We start from the raw sequence: 22,244 nt of genomic DNA, 5'->3' as shown, positions 1-22,244 counted from the left end.
AGGGGCAGCCGACAGGTGCCGCGTCACCGAAGCGGATCAGCCCGATGAGTCAAGAACCAATTGGAGGCGGAAGCACCGGGGCCTGGTCCGCAAGTTGGACGTTATTGGTGCACGGCAACCGGCGCACTATGGCCTTGGCGAGCTTGAGCGCGATATTTGCGTAGGTTTGCCGTACTTGTGAGCGTGGCGCCACTGGGACGTCTGACGCGCCGGTCACGCTGATTTCCACGTAGGGCGAGCTTGAGCTCCCACTCGCGCCCGCCTGTTGGTGATCGCACCGCAGAACCAGATCGACCGCTGACTGCCGGCCATCGCCGAACAGGCCAGCGGTATCCGGGCCGAAGCTGATTGATCGGGCCTCGCCGCCGCTGAGAATTGATATAGTCGATCTTCCGCTATTGATTGCTGTACTTGTGATCAGCACAGTGAGGATGGGATCACGCCGTTTGGCGCTCCAACCCAGATAGCATTGCGAACTGCCCGGCTGAAGCGGGCCGTCGATCGAGCCGATAGAGTCCTCCGTAGCTTTACCATCATCCCCGGCCAGCGTTTGGTAGTCGGGCTTGGACAGTACGCTCCAACAGGCGCTCTGTGGCAACTCGACCGCCCGCCAGGGCCTCCACCACGCGCCGACGACGACCGTTGCAGCGATGACACCAGCGAGGCTCGTCCAGATCGCCCAGTGGTGCCGAATATGATTGACACCACGATTTGGTCCACTTGGTTGGATACGTGGCATCACGTCAGCCTTTGACTCCTGTGCTCGCGCCGGCATTGACGCCTCCGTCGAAGATCAGAGATCCGCGACTGAATCCGTCTTGCGCGCCGGCCACAGCAGAGTTGGACAAGTCGGCGAGGTCCGTTGGGCTCAAATTCATGCCGGTGGCCGCCGCATACACGGCCTGGGAGGCGGAGGAACCGGTTGACCCGCCCAGCATCGATGCGATCGCCTGGTCAGTCGACTGGCCTGAGGTGTCGATTTTGTAACTGTTGGCAACGTTCTGGATGATTTTTCCTACCTGATCGTTGGCGTAGCCGCCGGCGACAGGAATCTTGTCGACCGCCTTGCCGCCGGTTAATCCCCAGATCTTGGTTGCCCATTGGGCATGTTGATCAACCTTGGCATTGAAGGCAGCATCGTGCACCTGTTGGTTGGTCATGATCTCATTTGCCCGAGCGCTGTTGATGATGCCTTCCACGGCTCCTCCAGGGCGGGCTGCGTTGCTTATCGCGGCTGCAAGCTCGTGATGGTCAGATCGGTGTTGGAGGACATCCTGGATCTGTGCCGTCGTGTACGCTTGCTGAGCCTGGACGATGCTCGCATAGGCATCAGGGTCTCGTCCCAGAGTTGCCAGCAGCTTATAGGTGTTCCCATCGTTGAGATTTGCGGGCACGCCGAAGGTCGCCATGGGCGCCATTCCGCCACCATTCACGGCTGTCTGAATATCTCCTATGTAGGCGGCCATCATGTTTCCCAGACTGCCATTGATGTTCGCGAATGGGGCGCCCGCTCCGTGCAGCAATTTAGGCCCGTCTCCGGCCCCGAAAGTGTTCACCACTGCGCTCATCACTGCGCTCGTCTGCGGAGTGTGCTGCGGCAGATCCGTGGCACTCGAATCCCAGGGCACGCCGGTGGTGGCGGCTTCAAGTGCGTGCCCGAGCGCGGTGGCCTCATCTGGGGCGACGCCGTTGTGTGCGTCGTTCTTACTCAGCAAGGTGTCCTGGAGGATCGGGTTGCCCTTGGCATTCGTGAGGAGCGCGAGGTAGTTGTTGTCTGCCCCGGTGCTCTTGACCGTGCCGTCGGGGTTGTAAAGCGTGGCCTTGTTACTGAAGAAGGCTGTTGCAGCGTCTGGGCTGTGGCCGAGTGCCTCCAGTACGCCGGACATCGGGTTGTAGCCGCCGTCGCCGAAGCCGATTCCGTCCTGGTGCGTGAGCCCGCTCAGGTAAAGGGCATGGTCCCAACGCCCCGGATCCGCCTGAGTGAGCTGGGTGACGTGCTCTGCTATCGGATCGAGGAAGTGCGCATCGTAGTTTCCAGTTCGCAGGACGTTCGAGAGGATCTGGTAGCCGTACGGGCGCCCTCCGGAGGGTGGAGCCGTGGTGACGTCGTATTGCTTGGCCCCGGCGGCGCGGAGGCCGGCCTCCCAGTCGTCCGAGAGATGCGGCTGGCTCTTCGTGCTGGTCGCAGTTGCCAGGGTCAGTCCGAGGTCGGATTGGAGGCTTGTCAACATGTCAGTGCGTTTCGCGTTGACCGGACCCTGGTCAACTGCGCCGAGCGACTTCAGGAACCCTTCTGGCCCGAGTGACGTGTAAAACGCTGTGGCGAAGCGCTGGTCGCCGGAGTGGGCCTTCAACAGGCGGTCCAACTGGGTGAGTTGGGCATCTGTGATGTTGCCTCCTTGACGCAGCAGGTCGGCCGCCTGCTGGGCTTCCTCCTCGGGGATGCCTCCGATGGGGGTGCTGTTGAAGCTGGTCGTGTTCGTACCGGTGTCGCCGGCGAGGGCTGCGGCTGCGGCATTGTCCGCTTCGGTCGCGCGGGCGACGGCAGCGTCGATGGACTGCTTGATTCCGTCAGCCGCCTGCTGCAACGACTTGAGCTGTGAGGTCGCCTGAGGATCGTCCGGGTTGGTCTTCGACTGCCAGTGGACGTTGCCGTCGTCATCCACCGTCATCGAGTGGTCCGTGGCGCTATGAAGGGCGTTCGTCAGATCCTGCTGAGCCGCAGCGAACTCGGTGTGGGCGTCGCGGAGGGCGCGCGCCATGGCGCTGGCCTCGTCGAAGGCGGCGTCGAGTTGGGTGCGTATGTTCTTGATGTGGTCGGCGGCGGCGTTGGCCGCGTCGCCGGTCCATCCGGACCCCTGGAGCGGGCCGAGGACGCTGTTGTCCAGCGAGGTGGACAGATCCCAGGACCGAACCATTTGCTCGAAGTCCGTGGCGAGGGAGTCCAGGGAACTCAGGTCGGCGTTATGGAGATCGTGGAAAGTCACCATGATGCGCTGCCTCCTCAGTAAGCCCCGAATCGGCGCCGGGTGTGGTCCTCGTCGTTTGTGTAGTTGGTGCCGTTGGTCTGCAGGTTCGTGGTCAGCTGGTCGATCAGGTCACAGAGGGCTTGGGTCTGCTGATCCCATGTGTTCCAAGCCGTGTTGATGGCGCCGCTCGAGGACCAGCCGTTGAGGGCGGACACGGCAGTCGGGACATGCTGGCCCGGTTTGGTGCACTCGGTGCCGACGCTCGTGGCGAGTGCGGCGGCGTTCTGACCTGCCTGCTGCAGAGCGGCCGGGGTGACCGAGACGGAGGTGCCACCCGTAGTCGGCGCCCAACTGGGCGCGGCTGTCTGTGTCGCAGCTGCGGCCAGGTCGGGAAACTGCTTCTTCGCCTGGTCGGTGAGGTTGCCCGAGCTGTCGAAGAGCCACGGGTTCATGCGTCGTTCAAAATCCAACGGGTCGCTCACGAGGCCCCCCACAGGCTGGTGATCTAGCACTGGCGTTTGAGTAACGAGGGCCCAACATACCGTCACCAGGTGATGCTGTCAGTGAGTATCCGTACTCAGAGGGCATCCGCCTTGATCGACTGAGGAGATGGGCGTTGGATCGACTGGATCGATCCAACAGCGTGTCGTTGGTGTTCGATCCGTCGTTAAGCCATCAGGGCGGGCTGTCGCTGGTGGAGTCCGGCGCCCGCTGCTAAGGGCTGAGGGCGGTGTTGATGGCCAGGCAGGCGCAGTGCGAGAGGTGTGGGGGCGAGGCGGCGGGCCGCTGGTGTGCGGGCTGCGCCGAGCTGACGGGGTGCCGGTGGTGCGGGCGGGGCGGGGGCAGTTGGCATCGGGGGGCTCGGGCGGTGCTGTGTGGGTACTGCGTGCTGCTCGCGCCGGCGGCGGAGTGCGGTGGCCGGGAGCCGGTGCTGATCGGCGAGGTGATCCGGGCCGTGGGCAGCTATCTGACCGAGCGCGGGCAGGCCATGGCCGAGGCCGCAGCCGCGGACCACAAGCCTACGGGCCGCTGCCGCTACTGCCAGCGTGAGGCGGCCTGGCATCCGACGGTTCGCGGGCGTTGGATCCTGCTCGACCTGGATGATCATCCCGCGCACTGCGTCCCCAACGGCCGTCGCTGGCAGGTGGATCCGCGTGGCACCGTCGCGACCGTGACCCCGTCCGCCGTCATCCGGATGTGCCGGATCGCCCACTGGGACGTCTGCCCGGGCCTGCCCGCGCCGAGGGACGTGTACCTGGAGTCGGTGCGGCACCGGCTGATCACCGGTCAGAGCCGGAACAGGCCGCCGATGGACGGAAGAATCTTCCGGACGTCCGCGTCGCCGTGTTCGGACTCGAAGTAGGAGACCGCAGAGAGCACCAGCAGCCGGTTGATCCGCGGATCGTGTACTCGCACGTCGTAGCGTGAGTTGACGCCGGGGCGGCGGGTCAGCTCGAACCCCTCCGAGATGATGCTTCGGTAGCGGAGACTGTGCGCCAGGACCACATCCGTCAGGACGTTGTCCATGAGGTTTCCCACCACGAAGGCATGCCGCGCCCGGCTCCCCAATCCCATGGGTTGGCCGTGCAGTTCCCCCAGCCCGTCCTGGGCGAAGGTCCACTCCTCGTCCGTGGACAGTCCGTCGCGCAGGCCCCACTGCTTGCTGCGCAGACGGACCCGGCCGAGCCGGCGGCCGTCCGGGGCGAGGGCGATGCTGTTGGCCACATGGCCGAGGAGCTCGTCGAGTTGCGGCCCTCCGTACACCTGGTACGGCTTCAGTGAGTCGGGTGCTTCCGGCTTGCGGAGCCGGGCCACCGGAGCGTCACTGCCGTTCCGGTGGATGAGCCAGGTGGTTTCCCGGTGGCGGTAGGTGAAGTTGACGCTGAACTCGTTGAGCGCGTGGATCACTGGTGCGGATGGCCCCTCTGGCTGGTCGTGCTCGGGTGGCCATCATCGCGCAGGGGCAGTGGAGTTGCCGAGGGGGAGGCGGGCGGAGTCGGCGGGGATCAGTGCGACCAGAAGGGGTCGTCGACGGTGGGGAGGATGTCTGGGTTGCCGTTCGGGAGGGTGGGCTGCGGTGGTTCGGGACCGAATGGGCTCGTGGTCGCTCGGACGGGATTCACCACTGCTCCGATGGTGATGTTCCCTGGATAGCCGACTCGCAGGTTGAGTGCGGAACCATCGCTTGCCCTGGCGAAGACGGCGGGCATGACGGGGTCGGCATTGACGCTTTCGATGACGTAGCCGAGGGATTTCCATCGGCGCTCGACAAGGCCCAGCAAGGCTCCGTATTTCGTTGCGGACACCTTGGTCATGACATAGCGCTCGAGAGCGACGTTGGCCGTGTCGGCGGGTTGGTCGTTCTCGGTGACCCTGGGCCAGCCCTCCCGGTAGGTCACCGCCGGCTTGATCACCTCGAAGGTGCCGTCGAGGAGGGCGTGCAGTCTGTCTCTGGCCTGGTCGGGGCTCATCATCGCAGATGCCTTGGAAGTATGGGGAGTTGGTGGAGCAGTCGATTGGCAGGCGGCCAGGAAGCCCAGCGCGGCCAGCGCGGCCAGGGCGGTCAGGGCGGTGGAGACGCGCTGCCAGTGGGTCACCGCAGCGCCTGAGCCTTGGTGTTCTCGGGGTGCCCGGCGACGATCTGTCCGATGTTGTAGAGCGAATTTCCGCCGCTCGGATCCAGGTAATTCGAATGGGAAGCAAAGCTGTCGGCAGGGCCGTCCGCCACATCGAATCGCTGTGCGCCGAAATCCGCGCTGGCGGGGTCGGTACCGAACCAGCGCTCATTGAAATGGCCCTGCAGATCTTCAACCGGACTGGGTGCGTAGGACACGGGATCGTTGTCCGCGGCTCCCACCCAGACGTGACCCGAGGCAACTCCCAGCTGCGACGCGTGCTTTGCGCCGGTTCCCGGACTGCCGACCAGGATCATTTCGTCAGCCCCCGTGCCCTGGGGATTCTGCCCGGCCAGCCCGACGGTGAGTGAGCCGTAGCTGTGGCCGAGGGCGGTCAGATGGGCGGGCTGTCCTTGGTGGCTGGCACGCAGGCCGGAGAGGAACCGGTCGTAGCTGTCGGCACCCGCCTGGGCGCGATCCTTCTCCATGACGCTCAGGGTCTCCGGGTCGAGCTTGTCGACGCCGGGCGGCGGGTCGTAGCCCAGCCACACGATGGAGGCGGTGCTTCGAGCCGGATCGGCAGTGTGAGCGGCGCTCCAGACGTTGTACGCCCGGTCCCCGTCCTTCCCGCCCACGTGCCTCAGTTCCGTCCCCAGCCCCGGCACGTACGCGGAGACGTTGGCCGCGGTGTCGGGATCGCCGAAGGACAGGATGCCGCGGCCCTGGCCCTGGTCCGAGACGCCGAGCAGGAACAGCGGCGGCTGGGTGTTGCGGTCGCGGTCCAGGCGGTCCTGGATGGCGCGGAAGCCGGCGAGCTTGGTCTGGTCTTCGGCGCCGAGGTGGGTGCGGTTGCCGTAGTCGGCGAGGTAGTTGCGCAGGAGGAGGCGGTTGGCCTGGTCGCGGGCGGCGGCGGGGAGGCCGTCGCGGTTGCCGATGAGGTCGGGGCGGGTGGCGATCAGGTGCTGTTGGGTGGCGGCGGGGAGGGTGCGCCACCAGGCGGCGACCTCGGCGGGGGTGGCGGTGGCGGGCGGGAAGGCGGCGGCGAGCAGGTCGGGCGCGGTGATGACGGGGGAGAGCGGATCGGGGTCGTAGCCGCGGCTGGTGAGGGCGGAGCCGTCCTGGGCGGAGCGGGTGAAGCCCTGCAATTGGTCGGCGAGCGCGCGGTCGGCGGCGTCCGCGTCGTGCAGGGCGGAGCTGATCCGCTGGGTGAGGTCGGAGCTCCGCTTCTGGGGGATGAGGGAGTCGGGGTCGTGGCGGTCGGCGGGGTTCGCGGCGGGGGTGCTGACGCGGCCGTCGGGGGTGATGGTGAGGCCGGCGGCGCGGGCCTCGTCGAGGGCTTCCAGCAGGCGGGCCTGGGCGAGCTGGAGCGCGTCGGCGCCGGAGTGCAGGACGGCGCCGATGCGCTCCAACTCGGCGTGGGCGGCGGCGAGGTGGTCCTCGGTCTGCTGGAGGCTGGCGCGGCAGCCGTCGGCGGCGCCGCCCTGCCAGCCGGAGTTCCGGGTGCGGTCGAGGACGGTGGAGCGCCACTCCTCGGCGCTGGTGCGCAGGGCGGCGCCGAGTTGGGTGTAGGCCTCGGTGCCGTCGGGGAGGGCGCGGGGGGTGGCGTCACGGAGGGCGGCGAGGTCCATCAGGGGCCGACCGGGGTTGTGTACGGGGGCGCCTCCCGGCCGAGGGCCGGGGGAGGGGCGAGGGCGTGCGGGTGGGCCGCGGGGGCGAGGAAGGCATCGGCGGCGGAGAGCTCGCCGGCCCGGTAGCGCTGCGCGGTGCTGTCGAGTTTGCGGCCCTGGTCGGCCAGTTCGGCGTTCAGTCGGCCGAGCAGGGCGTGCCAGGCGTCGCCGCAGGAACGCAGGGCGGCGGCGGTGCGCCAGCCACTGAGGCCGTCGGCGCTGCGGTCGGTGGCGGCGGCGAGCAGGCGGCCCTGGTCCGGCAGCCGGGCGGCGATGCCGTCGGCCGCGGTGGCTGCGGCCGAGAGCTCGTCGGGGTGCACTTGAAAGCCACTGGCCGGCAGGACCATTGGACCCTCCTTCCTGGTAACTGATCAGGCACGCACGGTAGTCAAGGATAGGCACAGCGGACCGCGCGTATGCAAATGAAGCGCTCCTGGCACCGCGCACCACCCCGGGGCGTGCACGAACCGTTCGCGCCCCCGTCACCCGCTTGGCGGCTGCGGGTGGCCGGTCCGTCCCGGCATCGTCGAAGCATGGCGATTGACACGGCGTCAGGAGTGCGCGGCCCGGGCCTCGGTGGGACCGAGGGGTTGGGGCGGGTGGCCGCTGCCGCCTTCGTGGGGACGGCGATCGAGTACTACGACTTCTTCCTGTACGGGATGGCCGCGGCCCTGGTCTTCGGGCGGGAGTACTTCCCGGCGCTCGGACCGGTCAATGCGCTGCTCGCCGCCTTCTCGGTCTACGCGGTGGCGTTCGTGGCCCGGCCGGTCGGCGCCGTGGTGTTCGGGCACTTCGGGGATCGGCTGGGGCGCAAGGCCGTTCTGGTGGTGTCGCTGCTGCTGATGGGGTTGTCGACGACGGCGGTCGGCCTGCTGCCGGGGTACGGGCGGTGGGGAGTCTGGGCGCCGCTGGTGCTGGTGGTGCTGAGGTTCTGTCAGGGGCTGGGGCTCGGCGGCGAGTGGGGCGGGGCGGCCCTGCTGGTCGCGGAGTACGCCCCGCCGGGCCGGCGCGGGCGGTATTCGGGCTATCTGCAGCTCGGCCCCTGCGCCGGCTCGACTTTGGCCACCGCGGTCTTCCTGGTCGTGTCGCTCAGCCTGCCGGCCAGGGAGTTCGCGAGTTGGGGGTGGCGGCTGCCGTTCCTCGGGTCGCTGCTGCTGGTGGGGGTGGGGCTGTTCGTCCGGCTGCGGATCGCCGAGACTCCGGTCTTCGCCGCGGCCGAGCGGGCCGCCACGGCCGTCGGAGAGTTCGGGGCCGGCGGAGAGTCCGGGGCGTCGGGTGGTCGCGGGCGGGCGCTGCCGATCCGGGCGGTGCTCCGTGAGCACTGGCGCACCGTGCTGCTGGGCAGCGGCGCGCTCTGCTTCGGCTATGCGCTCTACTACCTGGGCAGCACCTATGCCTTGGCCTATGTCACCGGCCAACTGGGCGTGCCGCAGACGGTGATGCTGGCCCTGCAGCTGCTGGCCGCACCGGCGGGCGCGTTGGCGGTCTGGTACAGCGCAGGGGCCTCGGATCGCTGGGGGCGCCGACGAACCGTGCTCCTCGGGACGGTGCTGGCCTCCTGCTGGTCGCTGCTGCTCTTTCCGGCACTGGAGACGCTGCGGCCCGAGCTGATGCTGCTGGCGCTGGCCGGCGCGGGCCTGTTGCAGGGGGTGCTGCTGGGGCCGGTGGCGGCGTATCTGCCCGAGCTCTTTCCGACCAGGGTCCGCTACACGGGGGCGGCGCTCACCTACAACCTCGGTGGCGTGGTCGGCGGTGGGACGGCGCCGCTGCTGGCCACCAGGATGACGGCGGCCTATGGGACGGCGGCGCCGGTGGGCTGGTATCTGGCAGGGCTCGGCGTGGTGGCGGTGCTCTGCCTGCTCGCCTTGCCGGACCGGAGCGGGTGCGACCTGACGGTGGAGCACGGGTTGGGTGATGGCGGTCCGGCCGGTCGGGCCGCTGTGGCGAGCGGGGGTGCGGCGGTGTGACGGCACTGCGGGCCGGAGTCCGAGGCGGGCGCGGCGATGTGACGACGGCCCGGACCGGGACGAGGCGCGTGCCATCCCCAGTGCGGTGACGGCAGCGTGGGGCTCGACATGCGAGACGGCTGCCCCCAGCGCACCACCGTCGCCCGCCCCCGCGCATCGCCGCTGCTCCGCGCCCTGCGTCCTCCGCCGGCGCGCCCCAGTGCGCCGGGCGCCCGGCTGGGGCAAGGGCGTGTGCCCGGCGGAGGGCGCCGATTTCCCAATCCCCCCGATGACCATGTAATGTCTTCCTCGTTCGACCGGTTCGCCCCTATAGCTCAGTCGGTAGAGCGTCTCCATGGTAAGGAGAAGGTCTGCGGTTCGATTCCGCATGGGGGCTCCATCGGGAAAGGTCCCCGCCAATCTGGCGGGGACCTTTTCGTTATTCTCCTGGCACGGTTCGAACTCGCCGATCTCTAGCGGCACGAGTCCGTTTGCGCTGTGATGGTGCGTCAGCAGTGCTGTGGCGTACGGCCGGTACGCGTGATGCGGGGAACTCTCCGCGGAGGGTACGGGGGAGGGCCCCTTGGGCGTACGGCTCGTCGTGGTCGACGATCACCGACTGCTGGCCGAGGCACTGGCGGCAGCGCTGCAGGTGCGCGGGCACCGGGTGCTGGCGGTCGGCAGTCCGGCGTCGGCCGGACCGGAGCTGGTGGCACAGCGCCGCCCGGAGGTCTGCCTGCTCGGGGTCGCGCGACCCGGCGACCCCGGGGCGTTCGGCTCGGTGCGGCGAATGCGGCAGGAGCGGCCGGAGGTGGCCGTGGTGGTGCTCGGCCCGGTGGACGACCTGCGGGGAGTGGCCAACGCGTTCGCGGCCGGCGCCGCCGGTTACGTCCGCAGCGATGAGCGGATCGAGGTGGTGGACCGTTCGATCACCCGCGCGCGGGCCGGTGAGGCGGCCGTGGCCGTAGAGGTGCTGCAGGCGGCGTTCGAGCGGCTGCTGCATCCGGTGCGGGAGCCGGACGACGAGGCGCTGCGGCTGCTCGGTTCGCTGACCCGCCGTGAGATCCAGGTGCTGGCCAGGATCGCCGAGGGGCAGGACACCCAGGAGATCGCGCTCGGGATGGGCATCGCGCCCAGCACCGCGCGCACCCACGTGCAGCGGGTGCTGATGAAGCTGGGCGCGCGCACCCGCCTTGAGGCGGCCGCGGTGGCCGATCGGACCGGCCTGCTCGCCCGGCTCGCTCGCGAGTAGCCACGCACCACGACCAAGGCAGCCCCGCCACCCGAGCCCCGGCTCGGGTGCGGCTTCGCCATGCCCCACCGGCTCTGCTGAGCCCCGCCGGCCCCGCCATGCCCCGCCGAGCCCGTGCTCCCCCCGCGCCACGCAGCCGTCCCGCGCCAGGGCCCGCCCCACGCCGCAGTCTTCTGTTGACTACTGATAACTATTGTTTGATTATGTGTGGCGATGTAGGTCGACGACTGGCAAGACCGAGGGCGGCAGACTGTGCGGAAGACCACGACCAAGCTTGCGGACGGCCGTGAGCTGATCTACTTCGACCGGGACGAAACCGCGTTCCGGGACGAGCCGGACCGGCGCCCGCTGGAGCCGGTCGCCAACCTCTCCGAGGTGCGCCGCGACCCGGTGACCGGCGACTGGGTCACGGTGGCCGCGCACCGCCAGGGCCGGATCTACCACCCGCCGACCGACCAGTGTCCGCTCTGCCCCAGCACCGCCGACCACCTCAGCGAGATCCCGGCCGCCGACTACGACGTGGTGGTCTTCGAGAACCGCTTCCCGTCCCTGGCCGCCGACGTGGCCCCCGCCATCGACATCGCCCCCGATGCGGCCCTCGACGCCGTCCCCGCCGCAGCGGACCCCGCCGCAACGCCCCCGCCGCCCCCCTGCGCCAGGCCCGCCCGGGCGTCGGCCGCTGCGAGGTGGTCTGCTTCACCGCCGACCACGACGCCTCCTTCGCCGACCTCGACGAGTCCAAGGCCCGCCTGGTGCTGGACGTCTGGACCGACCGCACCGCCGCACTGAGCCGGCTGCCCGGCGTCGACCAGGTCTTCTGCTTCGAGAACCGCGGCGCCGAGATCGGCGTGACCCTGGCCCACCCGCACGGCCAGATCTACGCCTTCCCCTTCACCACCCCGCGCACCGCCAAGATGATCGCCGCCGCCGCCGACCACCGCGCCGGCACCGGTCGCAACCTCTTCGAGGACCTGCTGGCCGCCGAGCGCGCCGATCCCGTGCGGGTGGTCCTGAGCGGCGAGTACTGGACGGCCTTCGTGCCGTTCGCCGCCCGCTGGCCGTACGAGGTGCACCTCTACCCGCACCGCCGGGTGGCCGACCTGACCGAGCTGTCCGAGCCGGAGCGGGCCGAGTTCCCCGGGCTCTACCTCCAGCTGCTGCGCCGCTTCGACCGGCTGTTCGGCGAGGGGCTGCCGCCCACCCCGTACATCGCGGCCTGGCACCAGGCACCCCGCCGGGACGGCGCCGAGCTGGCACTGCATCTGGAGCTGTTCACGATCCGTCGTACGGTAGGCAAGCTGAAGTACCTGGCCGGAGTCGAATCCGGCATGGACGCGTTTGTCAACGATGTGTCGCCGGAGGCGGCGGCACAGCGCCTGCGGGAGGTCGCACAATGAGCAAGTACCTGGTCACCGGCGGTGCCGGCTACGTCGGCAGCGTGGTCGCGGCCCACCTGCTGGAGGCGGGGCACCAGGTGGTTGTGCTGGACGACCTCTCCACCGGGTTCCTGGAGGGCGTGCCGGCCGGCGCCGAGTTCGTCCGCGGCCGGATCCAGGAGGCCGACCAGGTGCTGGACGGCTCCTTCGACGCCGTGCTGCACTTCGCCGCCTCCTCGCAGGTCGGCGAGTCGGTCGCGGACCCGGAGAAGTACTGGCGCAACAACGTGGCCGGCTCGCTGGAGCTGATCAGCGCGATGCGCAAGGCCGGTGTGCGCAAGCTGGTCTTCTCGTCCACCGCCGCCACCTACGGCGAGCCGGAGTCCAGCCCGATCGCCGAGACCGCCCGCACCTCGCCGACCAACGCCTACGGCGCCACCAAGCTGGCGGTGGACCACCTGATCACCAGCGAGGCGATCGCGCACGGCCTGGCCGCGGTCAGCCTGCGCTACTTCAACGTGGCCGGTGCCTACGGCGCCCACGGCGAGCGGCACGACCCCGAGTCGCACCTGATCCCGCTGGTGTTCCAGGCCGCACTGGGCCAGCGCCCGCACATCTCGGTGTTCGGCGACGACTACCCGACCCCGGACGGCACCTGCATCCGCGACTACATCCACGTCGCCGACCTGGCCGAGGCCCACCTGCTGGCGCTGGACGCGGCCGAGCCGGGCGAGCACCTGATCTGCAACCTGGGCAACGGCAGCGGCTTCTCGGTCCGCGAGGTGATCGAGTCGGTCAAGCGGGTCACCGGCCGGGAGATCCCGGTGGTCACCGCCGAGCGCCGCCCGGGCGACCCGGCGGTGCTGGTGGCCTCCGCCGAGCGGGCCCGGCAGGCGCTGGGCTGGGTTCCCAAGCGCCCCGAGCTGGACGCCATCGTGGCCGACGCCTGGGCCTTCACCCTCGACAAGTTCGACAAGAGCACCGGCAAGAGCACCACGAGCACCGACAGCAGCACCAAGAGCACCAGTAACTGACGCGACGGCGGGAGAGCGTGACGTGAGGGACGAGTTCGAGCGGATCTTCGGTGCCGCACCCGCCGGGGTGTGGGCGGCACCGGGCCGGGTCAATCTGATCGGCGAGCACACCGACTACAACGACGGGTTCGTGTTGCCGATCGCCCTCCCGCACGCGGTCCGGCTGAGCGCCGCGCCCCGCACCGACGGCCGGCTGCGGCTGTACAGCGCGCAGGGCGACGGCCGGGTCACCGACCTGGCCGTCGCCGAGCTGGCGCCCGGTGCGGTGACCAGCTGGGCGTCGTACCCGGCGGGCGTGGTGTGGGCGCTGCGCGAGGCCGGGCACCAGGTGGGCGGCGCCGACCTGTACCTCGACAGCGACGTGCCGACCGGCGCCGGCCTGTCCTCCTCGGCCGCCCTGGAGTGCGCGGTGGCCGTGGCCTACCGCGACCTCCACGACCTGCCGCTGACCGGTGCCGAGCTGGCCCGGCTGGCCCAGCGGGCCGAGAACGCGTTCGTCGGCGTGCCCTGCGGCGTGATGGACCAGATGGCCAGCGCCTGCTGCACCGAGGGCGCCGCGCTCTTCCTGGACACCAGGGACCTGAGCCTGCGCCAGGTGCCGTTCCGGCCCGCCGAGCAGGGCCTGGAGCTGCTGGTGATCGACACCCGGGTGAAGCACGACATCGGCGACGGCTCCTACGCCGCGGTCCGGGCCGGCTGCGAGCGGGCCGCCGAACTGCTCGGTCTGCCCGCGCTGCGCGACCTGCCGGCGGCGGAGCTGGCGGCGGCGCAGCCTCGGCTGCCGGCCGAGCTGGTGCCGCTGGTGCGGCATGTGGTGACCGAGAACGACCGGGTCCTGACGGCCGTGGAGCTGCTCGACAAGGGCGACTTCGCCGCGCTCGGGCCGATCCTGACGGCCGGCCACGCCTCGCTGCGCGACGACTTCCGGGTCTCCTGCGCCGAGACCGATCTGGCGGTGGCGTCGGCGGTGGAGGCCGGGGCGCTCGGGGCCCGGATGACCGGTGGCGGCTTCGGCGGCTCGGTGATCGCACTGGTCCCGCGGGAGTCCACCGAGCAGGTGGGCAAGGCCGTCACCGCCGCGTTCCGCACGGCCGGGTACGCCGATCCGGTGCTGTTCACCGTCACCGCCGCCGAGGGCGCCCGCCGGCTGGCCTGAACCGCGAAGTGCCCCAATCCGACGGAACTTCACCATTGCGCCACCTGACGGCCGCTCAACCCGTACGCTGAGTGGGGACATCGGTGCGCGCCGTGGCTGGAGCAGGGGGGACACCGAGATGGGGCGGATCCGCGTCCTGGTGGTCGACGACCACCGGATCTTCGCCGAGGCGCTGGCCACCGCGCTGTCCGCCGAGCCTGAGATCGAGGTCGGCGCGGTCGGCAGTGCCGCGGCGGCCGAGCACGCCCTGGAGCGGGCGGCCGCTGAGGGGCGCCCGTTCGACATCCTGCTGGTCGACGCCGATCTGGGCAGCAGCCCGGCGGCGCTCGGCCCGCCCCCAGGCACCGGCCTGGGGGCCGCGTCCGGCCGTCCCGGGGCAGCGGGGAGCCCCGGCGCGCCGCAGCGGCGCCCGGTGAGCGGTGTGGTGCCCGCACCGCGCCGGGCCGGCAGCACCCTCGCCCCGCAGCGGCTCGCCGCACCCCCGGCGGCGCCCGGCAACCCGCCCGTGCGGCGGCCGGTGCCGCAGTCGGCCCCGCCGGTCCCGTCCGCCCGCCGCCCGGCCGACGGCATCACCCTGCTGGCACGCTGCTGCCACGGCTACCCGGGGCTGCACGCCGTGGTGCTGGCCGCCGAGGAGGATCCGCACCGGGCCGTCCGGGCGCTCTACGCGGGCGCGGCCGGCTGGGTGGCCAAGGAGAGCTCGCTGACCCGGCTGCTGACCGTGCTGCGCGGGGTGCTGCGCGGTGAGACCCACCTGCCGCCGGCGCTGCTGACCGGCGTGGTCCGGGAGCTGACCACGGCCCGCCGGGACCGCACCGAGAGCGAGCGGCTGGTCGAGTCGCTGACTCCCCGGGAGAAGCAGGTGCTGCGCTGCATGGTGGCGGGCCTGGGGCGGCAGGCGGTGGCCGAGCGGCTCTATCTCTCCCCGCACACCGTGCGCACCCACATGCAGAACGTGCTGGGCAAGCTGGGCGTGCACTCGACGCTGGCGGCGGTGGCGCTGGCCCGGCGGGCCGGGGTGGGCCCGGCGGAGGCGGCGGGCTAGGCCGACCCCCTGACGCCCTGTCGGAACGCCCTGACGGCCGGTGGGAGCGCGCTGAGGCCCGGTCAGCCCGGGATGTTGTCGAACGGCGCGACCAGCTGCCGCAGCAGCCCCGCCAGCTCGGACTGCTGACCGCCGGTGAGCTCGGCCAGCAGCTCGCGCTCGTGCGCCAGCAGCCCGGCCAGTGCCTCGTCGGCCTTCAGCTGCCCGGACGCGGTCAGTCGGACCAGCACTCCGCGCCGGTCGTCCGGGTCGGGCAGGCGCTGCACCAGGCCCTTGCCGGCCAGCCGGTCGATCCGGTTGGTCATGGTGCCCGAGGTGACCAGCGTCTGGGTGAGCAGCTGGCCGGGGGAGAGCTGGTACGGGTGGCCGGCCCGGCGCAGCGCCGTCAGCACGTCGAACTCCCAGGGCTCGAGGCCGTGCTCGGCGAAGGCGGCCCGGCGGGCCCGGTCCAGGTGTCTGGCGAGCCGGCTGACCCGGCTGAGCACCTGCAGTGGTTGCACGTCGAGGTCGGGGCGCTCGCGGCGCCATGCTGCGACCAGGCGATCGACCTCGTCCTCCATGTGGATCAGTGTATCGGGGGTTCTGTCGATATGAAGCCTCTTGACATCAAGAGAGCCAAATCGTGAACTTCCGACGACCCGGGACGGCTCAGCCCTGCCGCTCGCCCACCAGCTTGGGGTGCCGCTCCATGCCCTCCAGGCCGTGCCAGGCGAGGTTGACCAGGTGCGCCGCCACCTCGGACTTCTGCGGCTTGCGCACTTCCAGCCACCACTGCCCGGTCAGCGCCACCATGCCGACCAGCATCTGCGAGTACATCGGGGCCAGCTTGGGGTCGAAGCCGCGGGCCTTGAACTCCAGCCCGAGGATGTCCTCGACCTGGGTGGCGATGTCGCTGATCAGCGAGGCGAAGCTGCCGGTGGACTGGGCGACCGGGGAGTCCCGGACCAGGATCTTGAAGCCGTCGGTGGAGGTGTCGATGTAGTCCATCAGGGCGAACGCGGCCTGCTCCAGCAGCTCCCGGGAGTGCCCGCCGGTGAGCGCCCCGGTCACCATGTCGAGCAGCAGCTGCATCTCGCGGTCCACCACCACCGCGTAGAGGCCCTCCTTGCCGCCGAAGTGCTCGTAGACCACCGGCTTGGAGACGCCGGCCCGTTCGGCGATCTCCTCCACCGAGGTGCCGTCGTAGCCGCGCTCGGCGAAGACGGAGCGCCCGATCTCCAGCAGCTGTTCCCGGCGCTGCTTGCCGGTCATCCGGACCCGGCCGCCGCGGGCCCGGTGGCCGGGGGCGGCCGGCCGATGGCCGTCGGCGCTGCCTGCTGGACTGGTCTCTGGGTTGCTCCCGTTCACCCCTCCATCATGCTGTAGCCGAGAGGTCATGCGGTGCGCCGGGCGGCGATGCGCGCCGCATCGGGCCAGCGCACCTCGCGCGCCCAGCCGGCCAGCTCGAACCAGCGGATGATGCGGGCGGAGGAGTCCACCTGGCCGCGAAGCACGCCGTGCCGGGCCGCGGTCGGGTCGGCGTGGTGCAGGTTGTGCCAGGACTCGCCGCAGGAGAGCACCGCCAGCCACCAGACGTTGCCGGACTTGTCGCGGCTGCGGAACGGCCGCGAGCCGACCGCGTGGCAGATCGAGTTGATCGACCAGGTGACGTGGTGCAGCAGCGCCACCCGGACCAGCGAGCCCCAGAAGAAGGCGGTCACCGCACCCTGCCAGGACCAGCTGAGCAGCCCGCCGGCCAGCGCGGGCAGCAGCAGCGACAGCGTGGTCCAGAGCCAGAACAGCCGGGAGATGGCCCGGATGTCGCTGTCCTTCACCAGGTCGGGGGCGTAGATGTGCTGGGGCGTCTGCTCCGAGTCGAACATCCAGCCCATGTGCGCCCACCAGAGGCCCTTGAGCAGCGCCGGCACGCTCTCGCCGTAACGCCAGGGGGAGTGCGGGTCGCCGTCCCGGTCGGAGAACTTGTGGTGCTTGCGGTGGTCGGCCACCCAGCGGACCACCGGGCCCTCGACGGCCAGGCTGCCGACCACCGCCATGACGATCTTGAGCACCCGTCCGGTCTTGAAGGCACGGTGGGTGAAGTGCCGGTGGTAGCCGACCGTGATGCCGTGGCAGGTGAGGAAGTACATCGCCGTGCCGATCGCCAGGTCGCGCCAGCCGAGCCCCCAGCCCCAGGCGACCGGCGCGGCGGCGAGCAGGGCGAGGAACGGGATCGCGATGAACGCCGCGAGCGCGATCCGCTCGGGCAGGCCCTGCTTCTCGCCACCGAGGGTCGCGGAGATCTGGGAGTTGGGCTTGCCGTCCGGGCGGGAGCCCGGCAGTACCTCGTCGGCCTGGAGCGTCATCTCGGTCGTCCCCTCAAGGGAAGGCGGAGGGAGTGCCCGGTCGGTCGACCGGACCCTGCGTCAGCGGGCGCGGTCGGGGGACCGGACCCAACGCGTGCGGGCCCGATCGGGGGACCAGACCCTACGCTTGCGTAACTTACGGCATCGTAAGTTGTGCGGCGAGTGAAGGGAAGCAGGGCACACCGGAGGTTCCGGATAGGTGGTGGAGGTCGGGCGCGGTAACCCTTAGGCTGTGCTTGGCTCCAGGGGGTGCGGTGGCACCGCTGCCGACTGCCGGAGCGCGTTTGACGATCGATCCGCCGTGGTGTAATGGCAGCACGGGGCCCTTTGAAGGCCTTTGTCTAGGTTCGAGTCCTAGCGGCGGAGCTCGTCGGTCACGGTTGGTAGGTATCCTCGGTCCAGCTCGGCACTCCGTGCGGATGGGCCCTCGGCCCGGGAGTTCGCCGGCCCCCTCCCCCCTGTGCTTCCCCTTATGAACCGATGGATCGAGGAGCCTCCCGCGTGAGCGCTGCGACTGACAGCCCCCTTGCCGCCGTCCTGGTACTCGCCGCGGGGGAAGGCACCCGGATGCGGTCCAAGGCCCTGCCCAAGGTGCTGCACCCGATCTGCGGTCGCAGCCTGCTGGGCCATGTGGTCGCCGCGGTGGAGGAGTTGGCCCCCCGTGAGCTGGCCGTGGTGGTCGGCCACCGCCGGGAGCTGGTGGCCCAGCACCTGGGCGAGGCCCACCCGAGCGCCCGGGTGGTGGTCCAGGAGGCCCAGCTCGGCACCGGCAACGCGGCCAGGGTGGCGGTCGAGGCGCTGGCCGCCGACGGCATCGCGCTGGACGGCACCGTGATCGTCACCTACGGCGACACCCCGCTGCTCACCGCCGAGACCCTGCGGCTGCTCGCCGAGCAGCACGCCGAGCAGGGCAACGGCGTCACCGTGCTGACCGCCAACGTGCCCGACCCGACCGGCTACGGCCGGATCCTGCGGGCCGTGGACGGCTCGGTCACCGGGATCGTGGAGCACCGCGACGCCACCGAGGAGCAGCGCGCCATCCAGGAGATCAACTCCGGCGTCTACGCCTTCGAGGGCAAGCTGCTGGCCGACGCGCTGGCCCGGATCACCACCGACAACGCCCAGGGCGAGGAGTACCTGACCGACACCCTGGAGATCCTGCGCACCGCCGACCACCGGGTCGGCGCCGTGGTCGCCGCCGACCACCGCGACATCCTGGGCATCAACGACCGGGTGCAGCTGGCCGAGGCCCGCCGGCTGCTCAACGACCGGCTGCTGGAGCGCGCCATGCGGGCCGGCGTCACCGTGGTCGACCCGGCCACCACCTGGCTGGACGTCCAGGTGGGCTACGAGCCGGACGCCGTGGTGCACCCCGGCACCCGGCTGCGCGGCACCACCCACCTGGCCGAGGGCTGCGAGGTGGGCCCGGACTGCACACTGACCGACACCGCGGTCGGCGCGGGTGCCGTGGTCACCGCCACCACCGCCGAGCGGGCCGAGATCGGGGAGGGCTGCCAGGTCGGCCCGTACGCCTACCTGCGCCGGGGACCAGGCTGGCCCGCAAGGCCAAGGTCGGCACCTATGTGGAGATCAAGAACTCCGAGCTCGGCGAGGGCGCCAAGGTGCCGCACCTCTCCTACATCGGCGACGCCACCATCGGCGAGGGCACCAACGTCGGCGCGGCCTCGGTGACGGTGAACTACGACGGCGTGAACAAGCACCGCACGGTGATCGGGGCGCACTGCCGGACCGGCTCGGACAACATGTTCATCGCCCCGGTGACGGTCGGTGACGGCGCTTACACCGCGGCCGGTTCGGTCATCGACAAGGACGTGCCGCCCGGTGCGCTGGGCGTGGCCCGCGCGCGGCAGCGCAATGTGGAGGGCTGGGTGGCGCGCAAGCGCTCCGGCACCACGGCCGCCGAGGCCGCGGCGGCCGCGCAGGCCGAGGCCGAGGAGGCGTAGGCCACTTCGTGTGGCGACCGTCATGCCTCCCGGGGCGGGCGCTTCGCGACCGGGCGCGTAACCTGGTGTACATACGTGCGCCGTGGGGCTGTTGGCCCGGAGCGAGACGTACCCCCAATTCCCTGTCGCTCATAGGCCCGGACGGTTGCTGCCGCCCGGGTCCGGTGCGGGCGGGACCATGCGGCAGTAACGCGAGGAGACGGTGCAGTGAGCAGCGGGATCACGACGTCGGGCGAGAAGAAGCTGAAGCTCTTCTCCGGGCGTGCCCACCCCGAGCTGGCGAAGGAGGTCGCCGCAGCCCTGGGCACCGAGCTGGTTCCGACCAAGGCCCTGGACTTCGCCAACGGCGAGATCTACGTGCGCTTCCTGGAGTCCGCGCGCGGCGCGGACTGCTTCGTGATGCAGAGCCACACCGCTCCCATCAACCAGTGGATCATGGAACAGCTGATCATGATCGACGCGTTGAAGCGGGCCTCGGCGCGCAGCATCACCGCGATCCTGCCGTTCTACGGCTACGCCCGGCAGGACAAGAAGCACCTCGGCCGCGAGCCGATCTCGGCCCGGCTGATCGCCGACCTGCTGGCCCAGGCCGGCGCCGACCGGCTGATGGCGGTGGACCTGCACACCGCCCAGATCCAGGGCTTCTTCAACGGCCCGGTGGACCACCTCTTCGCGCTGCCGATGCTCTGCGACTACATCGGCGAGAAGGTCGACCGCTCCAAGCTGACCGTGGTCTCGCCGGACGCCGGCCGGGTCAAGGTCGCCGACCAGTGGTGCGACCGGCTGGACGCCCCGCTGGCGATCATCCACAAGCGCCGCGACATGAGCCAGGCCAACACCATCCTCTCCGCCGAGGTGGTCGGTGACGTCAAGGGCCGGGTCTGCGTGCTGGTCGACGACATGATCGACACCGCCGGCACCATCTGCGCCGCCGCCGACGCGCTGTTCGAGAACGGCGCCGCCGACGTGATCGTGGCCGCCACCCACGGTGTGCTGTCCGGCCCGGCCGCCGACCGGCTGAAGAACTCCCGGGTCAGCGAGTTCGTCTTCACCAACACCCTGCCGACCCCGGCCGCGCTGCAGATGGACAAGGTCACCACCCTCTCCATCGCCCCGTCGATCGCCGCCGCGATCCGCGAGGTCTTCGAGGAGGGCTCGGTCACCTCGCTCTTCCAGGGCGTGCACTGACACCTCCTCAGCATGAACCTCCTCAGCACGAATCCGGCTTGACCGGCTGATCGGCCCCCGCTGCGAAGCGGGGGCCGATTTCATGCTTGACCACCGGTGCGGTTAGACTCGTGAGACTGCTCGGCGAGGGATGCCTATTGCGCTCCGTGATCGACGCGCTGGATTGAGTCCGCCGAGCCGACCCGTATCTGTGAGGGTGTGGTCCCGGCGGCTTTTCGCTGTCTGCACCCCGTTTCGTCCCAGGAGTGCAGCATGTCCGAGATCCGCCTTGCCGCCGAGCCCCGCACCGAGTTCGGCAAGGGTGCCGCCCGTCGCGCCCGCCGCGCCGGCTTCGTCCCCGGTGTCGTCTACGGCCACGGCCACACCCCGGTTCACCTGAACCTGCCGAGCCACGACCTGATGATGGCCCTCAAGACCCCGAACGCCCTGCTGGTCGTGCCGATCGACGGCAAGGACGAGTTCGTGCTGCCGAAGGCCGTGCAGCGCGAGGCCATCAAGCGCAGCATCGAGCACGTCGACCTGCTGCTGGTGAAGCGCGGCGAGAAGGTCGCCGTCGAGATCCCGGTCCACGTCGAGGGCGAGCTGGCCCCCGGTGGCAACCTGGTCGAGCACGTGCTGAACGCGCTGCCGATCGAGGCCGAGGCCCTCCACCTGCCCGAGTCGGTCACCGTCTCGGTCGAGGGCCTGGAGGCCGGTGCCGCCATCACCGCCGGTGACATCAAGCTGCCCGCCAACGTGTCGCTGGCCGTCGAGGCCGACGCCGTGGTGCTGCAGATCATCGCCGCCCAGGCCGCCCCGGTCGAGGAGGAGGCCGAGGAGGCCGCCGAGGAGACCACCGAGGCCTGAGCCTGACGCGCTCGCCACTGCCCCGGCCCCTGGTGGGAGCCGGGGCAGTGGCATGTCCGGGATGATGGCTACTGAGGAGGAAGAGGCGAGATGAGCGACGCGGAGTACACCGGCCCCCGTCTGGTGGTGGGGCTGGGCAACCCGGGTGAGGGCTACGCCCGCAACCGGCACAACATCGGTTTCATGGTGGTCGACCTGCTGGCCCAGCGGATCGGGGCGAAGTTCAAGGCGCACAAGAGCCGCGCCCAGGTGGCCGAGGGCCGCCTGTCCGGGCAGCGGGTGGTGCTGGCCAAGCCGATGACCTTCATGAACCTGTCCGGCGGCCCGACCACCGCGCTGCGCGACTTCTACAAGGCGCCCACCTCCGCGATCATCGCGGTCCACGACGAACTGGACGTCGACTACGCGGCGCTGCGGCTCAAGCTCGGCGGCGGCGACAACGGCCACAACGGCCTGAAGTCGATCACCAAGTCGCTCGGCCCCGAGTACTACCGGGTGCGCTGCGGGATCGGCCGGCCGCCGGGCCGGATGGAGGTCGCCGACTTCGTGCTCAAGGACTTCTCGTCCACCGAGCGCAAGGAGCTGGACTGGTTCGTCGACCGGGCCGCCGACGCGGTGGAGGCCCTGCTGTCGGAGGGCCTGGAGCGGGCCCAGAACACCTACCACATCTGATGGACCGTCGGGCGGACCGCCCGGCCACCACCCGCCCCCGTGACCGCCAGGGCAACAGTCGTACAACTCTTGTCCGCAGCACCCGATCTGGTGATCGAGCACCCCGGAACATCCGATACGGTCGACCCGGACTCGGGAAGGTGGGGCGCTGGTGGGCGCGGGGTTGGGGCCG

19 protein-coding genes, 2 tRNA genes and 2 pseudogenes are annotated in these 22,244 nt (G+C 70.5%); 13 read left to right on the top strand and 10 right to left on the bottom strand.

The window, feature by feature from the left end:
• Positions 1-49: 49 nt before the first annotated feature.
• From E6W39_RS39400 to E6W39_RS17560, 3 genes are read right to left on the bottom strand one after another with little or no spacing between them, the layout of a single operon-like run.
• Positions 50-739: a hypothetical protein gene (locus E6W39_RS39400; RefSeq protein WP_181799303.1), complete on the bottom strand. Its 690-nt coding sequence runs from the start codon at positions 737-739 to the stop codon at positions 50-52.
• Between the two features lie 4 nt (positions 740-743).
• Complete coding sequence (locus tag E6W39_RS17565; RefSeq protein ID WP_141634321.1) at positions 744-2,990, bottom strand: WXG100 family type VII secretion target; 2,247 nt, start codon at positions 2,988-2,990, stop codon at positions 744-746.
• Between the two features lie 14 nt (positions 2,991-3,004).
• Entirely contained in the window at positions 3,005-3,451 is a 447-nt protein-coding gene (locus tag E6W39_RS17560) for a WXG100 family type VII secretion target (RefSeq protein WP_141634320.1), read from the bottom strand.
• Positions 3,452-3,855: 404 nt separating this feature from the next.
• On the opposite strand from E6W39_RS17560, the gene E6W39_RS17555 reads away from it, so the two are divergent.
• On the top strand, positions 3,856-4,332 hold the full coding sequence (locus E6W39_RS17555; protein ID WP_141634319.1) for a DUF6083 domain-containing protein: 477 nt from the start codon (positions 3,856-3,858) through the stop codon (positions 4,330-4,332).
• Here E6W39_RS17555 and E6W39_RS17550 read toward each other — a convergent pair.
• The 4 genes from E6W39_RS17550 to E6W39_RS17535 all read right to left on the bottom strand — a co-directional run bounded on the left by E6W39_RS17550 (position 4,257) and on the right by E6W39_RS17535 (position 7,598).
• A complete protein-coding gene (locus E6W39_RS17550; RefSeq protein WP_141634318.1) occupies positions 4,257-4,877 on the bottom strand; it encodes a hypothetical protein in 621 nt (206 codons plus the stop codon). The two genes, E6W39_RS17555 and E6W39_RS17550, sit on opposite strands and share 76 nt — an antisense overlap.
• Before the next feature lie 98 nt (positions 4,878-4,975).
• Positions 4,976-5,566, bottom strand: coding sequence for a hypothetical protein (locus E6W39_RS17545; RefSeq protein ID WP_141634317.1), 591 nt, complete (start codon positions 5,564-5,566; stop codon positions 4,976-4,978).
• The gene (locus E6W39_RS17540) at positions 5,563-7,212 is read right to left on the bottom strand and encodes an alpha/beta hydrolase (RefSeq protein WP_141634316.1); all 1,650 of its coding nucleotides are present in this window, start codon (positions 7,210-7,212) and stop codon (positions 5,563-5,565) included. Before E6W39_RS17540 ends, E6W39_RS17545 begins: the two co-directional genes overlap by 4 nt.
• Positions 7,212-7,598, bottom strand: coding sequence for a type VII secretion target (locus tag E6W39_RS17535; protein ID WP_141634315.1), 387 nt, complete (start codon positions 7,596-7,598; stop codon positions 7,212-7,214). Before E6W39_RS17535 ends, E6W39_RS17540 begins: the two co-directional genes overlap by 1 nt.
• Before the next feature lie 186 nt (positions 7,599-7,784).
• On the opposite strand from E6W39_RS17535, the gene E6W39_RS17530 reads away from it, so the two are divergent.
• The 7 genes and pseudogenes from E6W39_RS17530 (at position 7,785) to E6W39_RS17500 (ending at position 15,060) form a co-directional block, all read left to right on the top strand.
• Positions 7,785-9,218, top strand: coding sequence for an MFS transporter (locus E6W39_RS17530; RefSeq protein WP_141634314.1), 1,434 nt, complete (start codon positions 7,785-7,787; stop codon positions 9,216-9,218).
• 303 nt (positions 9,219-9,521) lie between these two features.
• Positions 9,522-9,597: transfer RNA gene (locus E6W39_RS17525), tRNA-Thr, on the top strand.
• Between the two features lie 183 nt (positions 9,598-9,780).
• Complete coding sequence (locus E6W39_RS17520; protein ID WP_101381931.1) at positions 9,781-10,449, top strand: response regulator transcription factor; 669 nt, start codon at positions 9,781-9,783, stop codon at positions 10,447-10,449.
• A 252-nt stretch (positions 10,450-10,701) separates the two neighbouring features.
• Positions 10,702-11,846: pseudogene (galT, locus tag E6W39_RS17515) on the top strand (galactose-1-phosphate uridylyltransferase).
• Positions 11,843-12,859, top strand: a complete 1,017-nt coding sequence (gene galE, locus E6W39_RS17510; RefSeq protein ID WP_141634312.1) for a UDP-glucose 4-epimerase GalE — start codon at positions 11,843-11,845, stop codon at positions 12,857-12,859. The pseudogene galT and the gene galE overlap by 4 nt, the downstream one beginning before the upstream one ends.
• Positions 12,860-12,881: 22 nt before the next feature.
• Positions 12,882-14,015 carry a galactokinase gene (galK, locus tag E6W39_RS17505; RefSeq protein ID WP_141634311.1) on the top strand — a complete coding sequence of 378 codons (1,134 nt, stop codon included), beginning with the start codon at positions 12,882-12,884 and terminating at the stop codon, positions 14,013-14,015.
• 118 nt (positions 14,016-14,133) lie between these two features.
• Positions 14,134-15,060 (top strand): response regulator transcription factor, encoded by a 927-nt coding sequence (locus E6W39_RS17500; RefSeq protein WP_141634310.1) that lies wholly within the window; start codon positions 14,134-14,136, stop codon positions 15,058-15,060.
• Positions 15,061-15,122: 62 nt separating this feature from the next.
• On the opposite strand, the gene E6W39_RS17495 is transcribed toward E6W39_RS17500, so the two are convergent.
• The 3 genes from E6W39_RS17495 to E6W39_RS17485 form a co-directional block, all read right to left on the bottom strand.
• Complete coding sequence (locus tag E6W39_RS17495; protein WP_101381936.1) at positions 15,123-15,620, bottom strand: MarR family winged helix-turn-helix transcriptional regulator; 498 nt, start codon at positions 15,618-15,620, stop codon at positions 15,123-15,125.
• An 88-nt stretch (positions 15,621-15,708) separates the two neighbouring features.
• Positions 15,709-16,407, bottom strand: coding sequence for a TetR/AcrR family transcriptional regulator (locus E6W39_RS17490; protein WP_141634309.1), 699 nt, complete (start codon positions 16,405-16,407; stop codon positions 15,709-15,711).
• A 26-nt stretch (positions 16,408-16,433) separates the two neighbouring features.
• Positions 16,434-17,402 carry an acyl-CoA desaturase gene (locus E6W39_RS17485; protein ID WP_141634308.1) on the bottom strand — a complete coding sequence of 323 codons (969 nt, stop codon included), beginning with the start codon at positions 17,400-17,402 and terminating at the stop codon, positions 16,434-16,436.
• 295 nt (positions 17,403-17,697) lie between these two features.
• On the opposite strand from E6W39_RS17485, the gene E6W39_RS17480 reads away from it, so the two are divergent.
• From E6W39_RS17480 to pth, 5 genes and pseudogenes are all read left to right on the top strand, one after another.
• Positions 17,698-17,768 (top strand) — tRNA-Gln (locus tag E6W39_RS17480).
• Positions 17,769-17,882: 114 nt separating this feature from the next.
• Positions 17,883-19,366: pseudogene (gene glmU, locus E6W39_RS17475) on the top strand (bifunctional UDP-N-acetylglucosamine diphosphorylase/glucosamine-1-phosphate N-acetyltransferase GlmU).
• Positions 19,367-19,573: 207 nt separating this feature from the next.
• Positions 19,574-20,554 carry a ribose-phosphate diphosphokinase gene (locus tag E6W39_RS17470; RefSeq protein ID WP_141634307.1) on the top strand — a complete coding sequence of 327 codons (981 nt, stop codon included), beginning with the start codon at positions 19,574-19,576 and terminating at the stop codon, positions 20,552-20,554.
• A gap of 252 nt (positions 20,555-20,806) precedes the next feature.
• The gene (locus E6W39_RS17465; RefSeq protein ID WP_141634306.1) at positions 20,807-21,400 is read left to right on the top strand and encodes a 50S ribosomal protein L25/general stress protein Ctc; all 594 of its coding nucleotides are present in this window, start codon (positions 20,807-20,809) and stop codon (positions 21,398-21,400) included.
• Positions 21,401-21,490: 90 nt separating this feature from the next.
• Positions 21,491-22,072: an aminoacyl-tRNA hydrolase gene (gene pth, locus E6W39_RS17460; protein ID WP_141634305.1), complete on the top strand. Its 582-nt coding sequence runs from the start codon at positions 21,491-21,493 to the stop codon at positions 22,070-22,072.
• Positions 22,073-22,244 lie beyond the last annotated feature (172 nt).

It is taken from the genome of Kitasatospora acidiphila (assembly GCF_006636205.1).
GTDB classification, from domain to species: Bacteria; Actinomycetota; Actinomycetes; order Streptomycetales; family Streptomycetaceae; genus Kitasatospora; species Kitasatospora acidiphila.
This window is presented reverse-complemented; position numbering and strand designations above follow the sequence as displayed.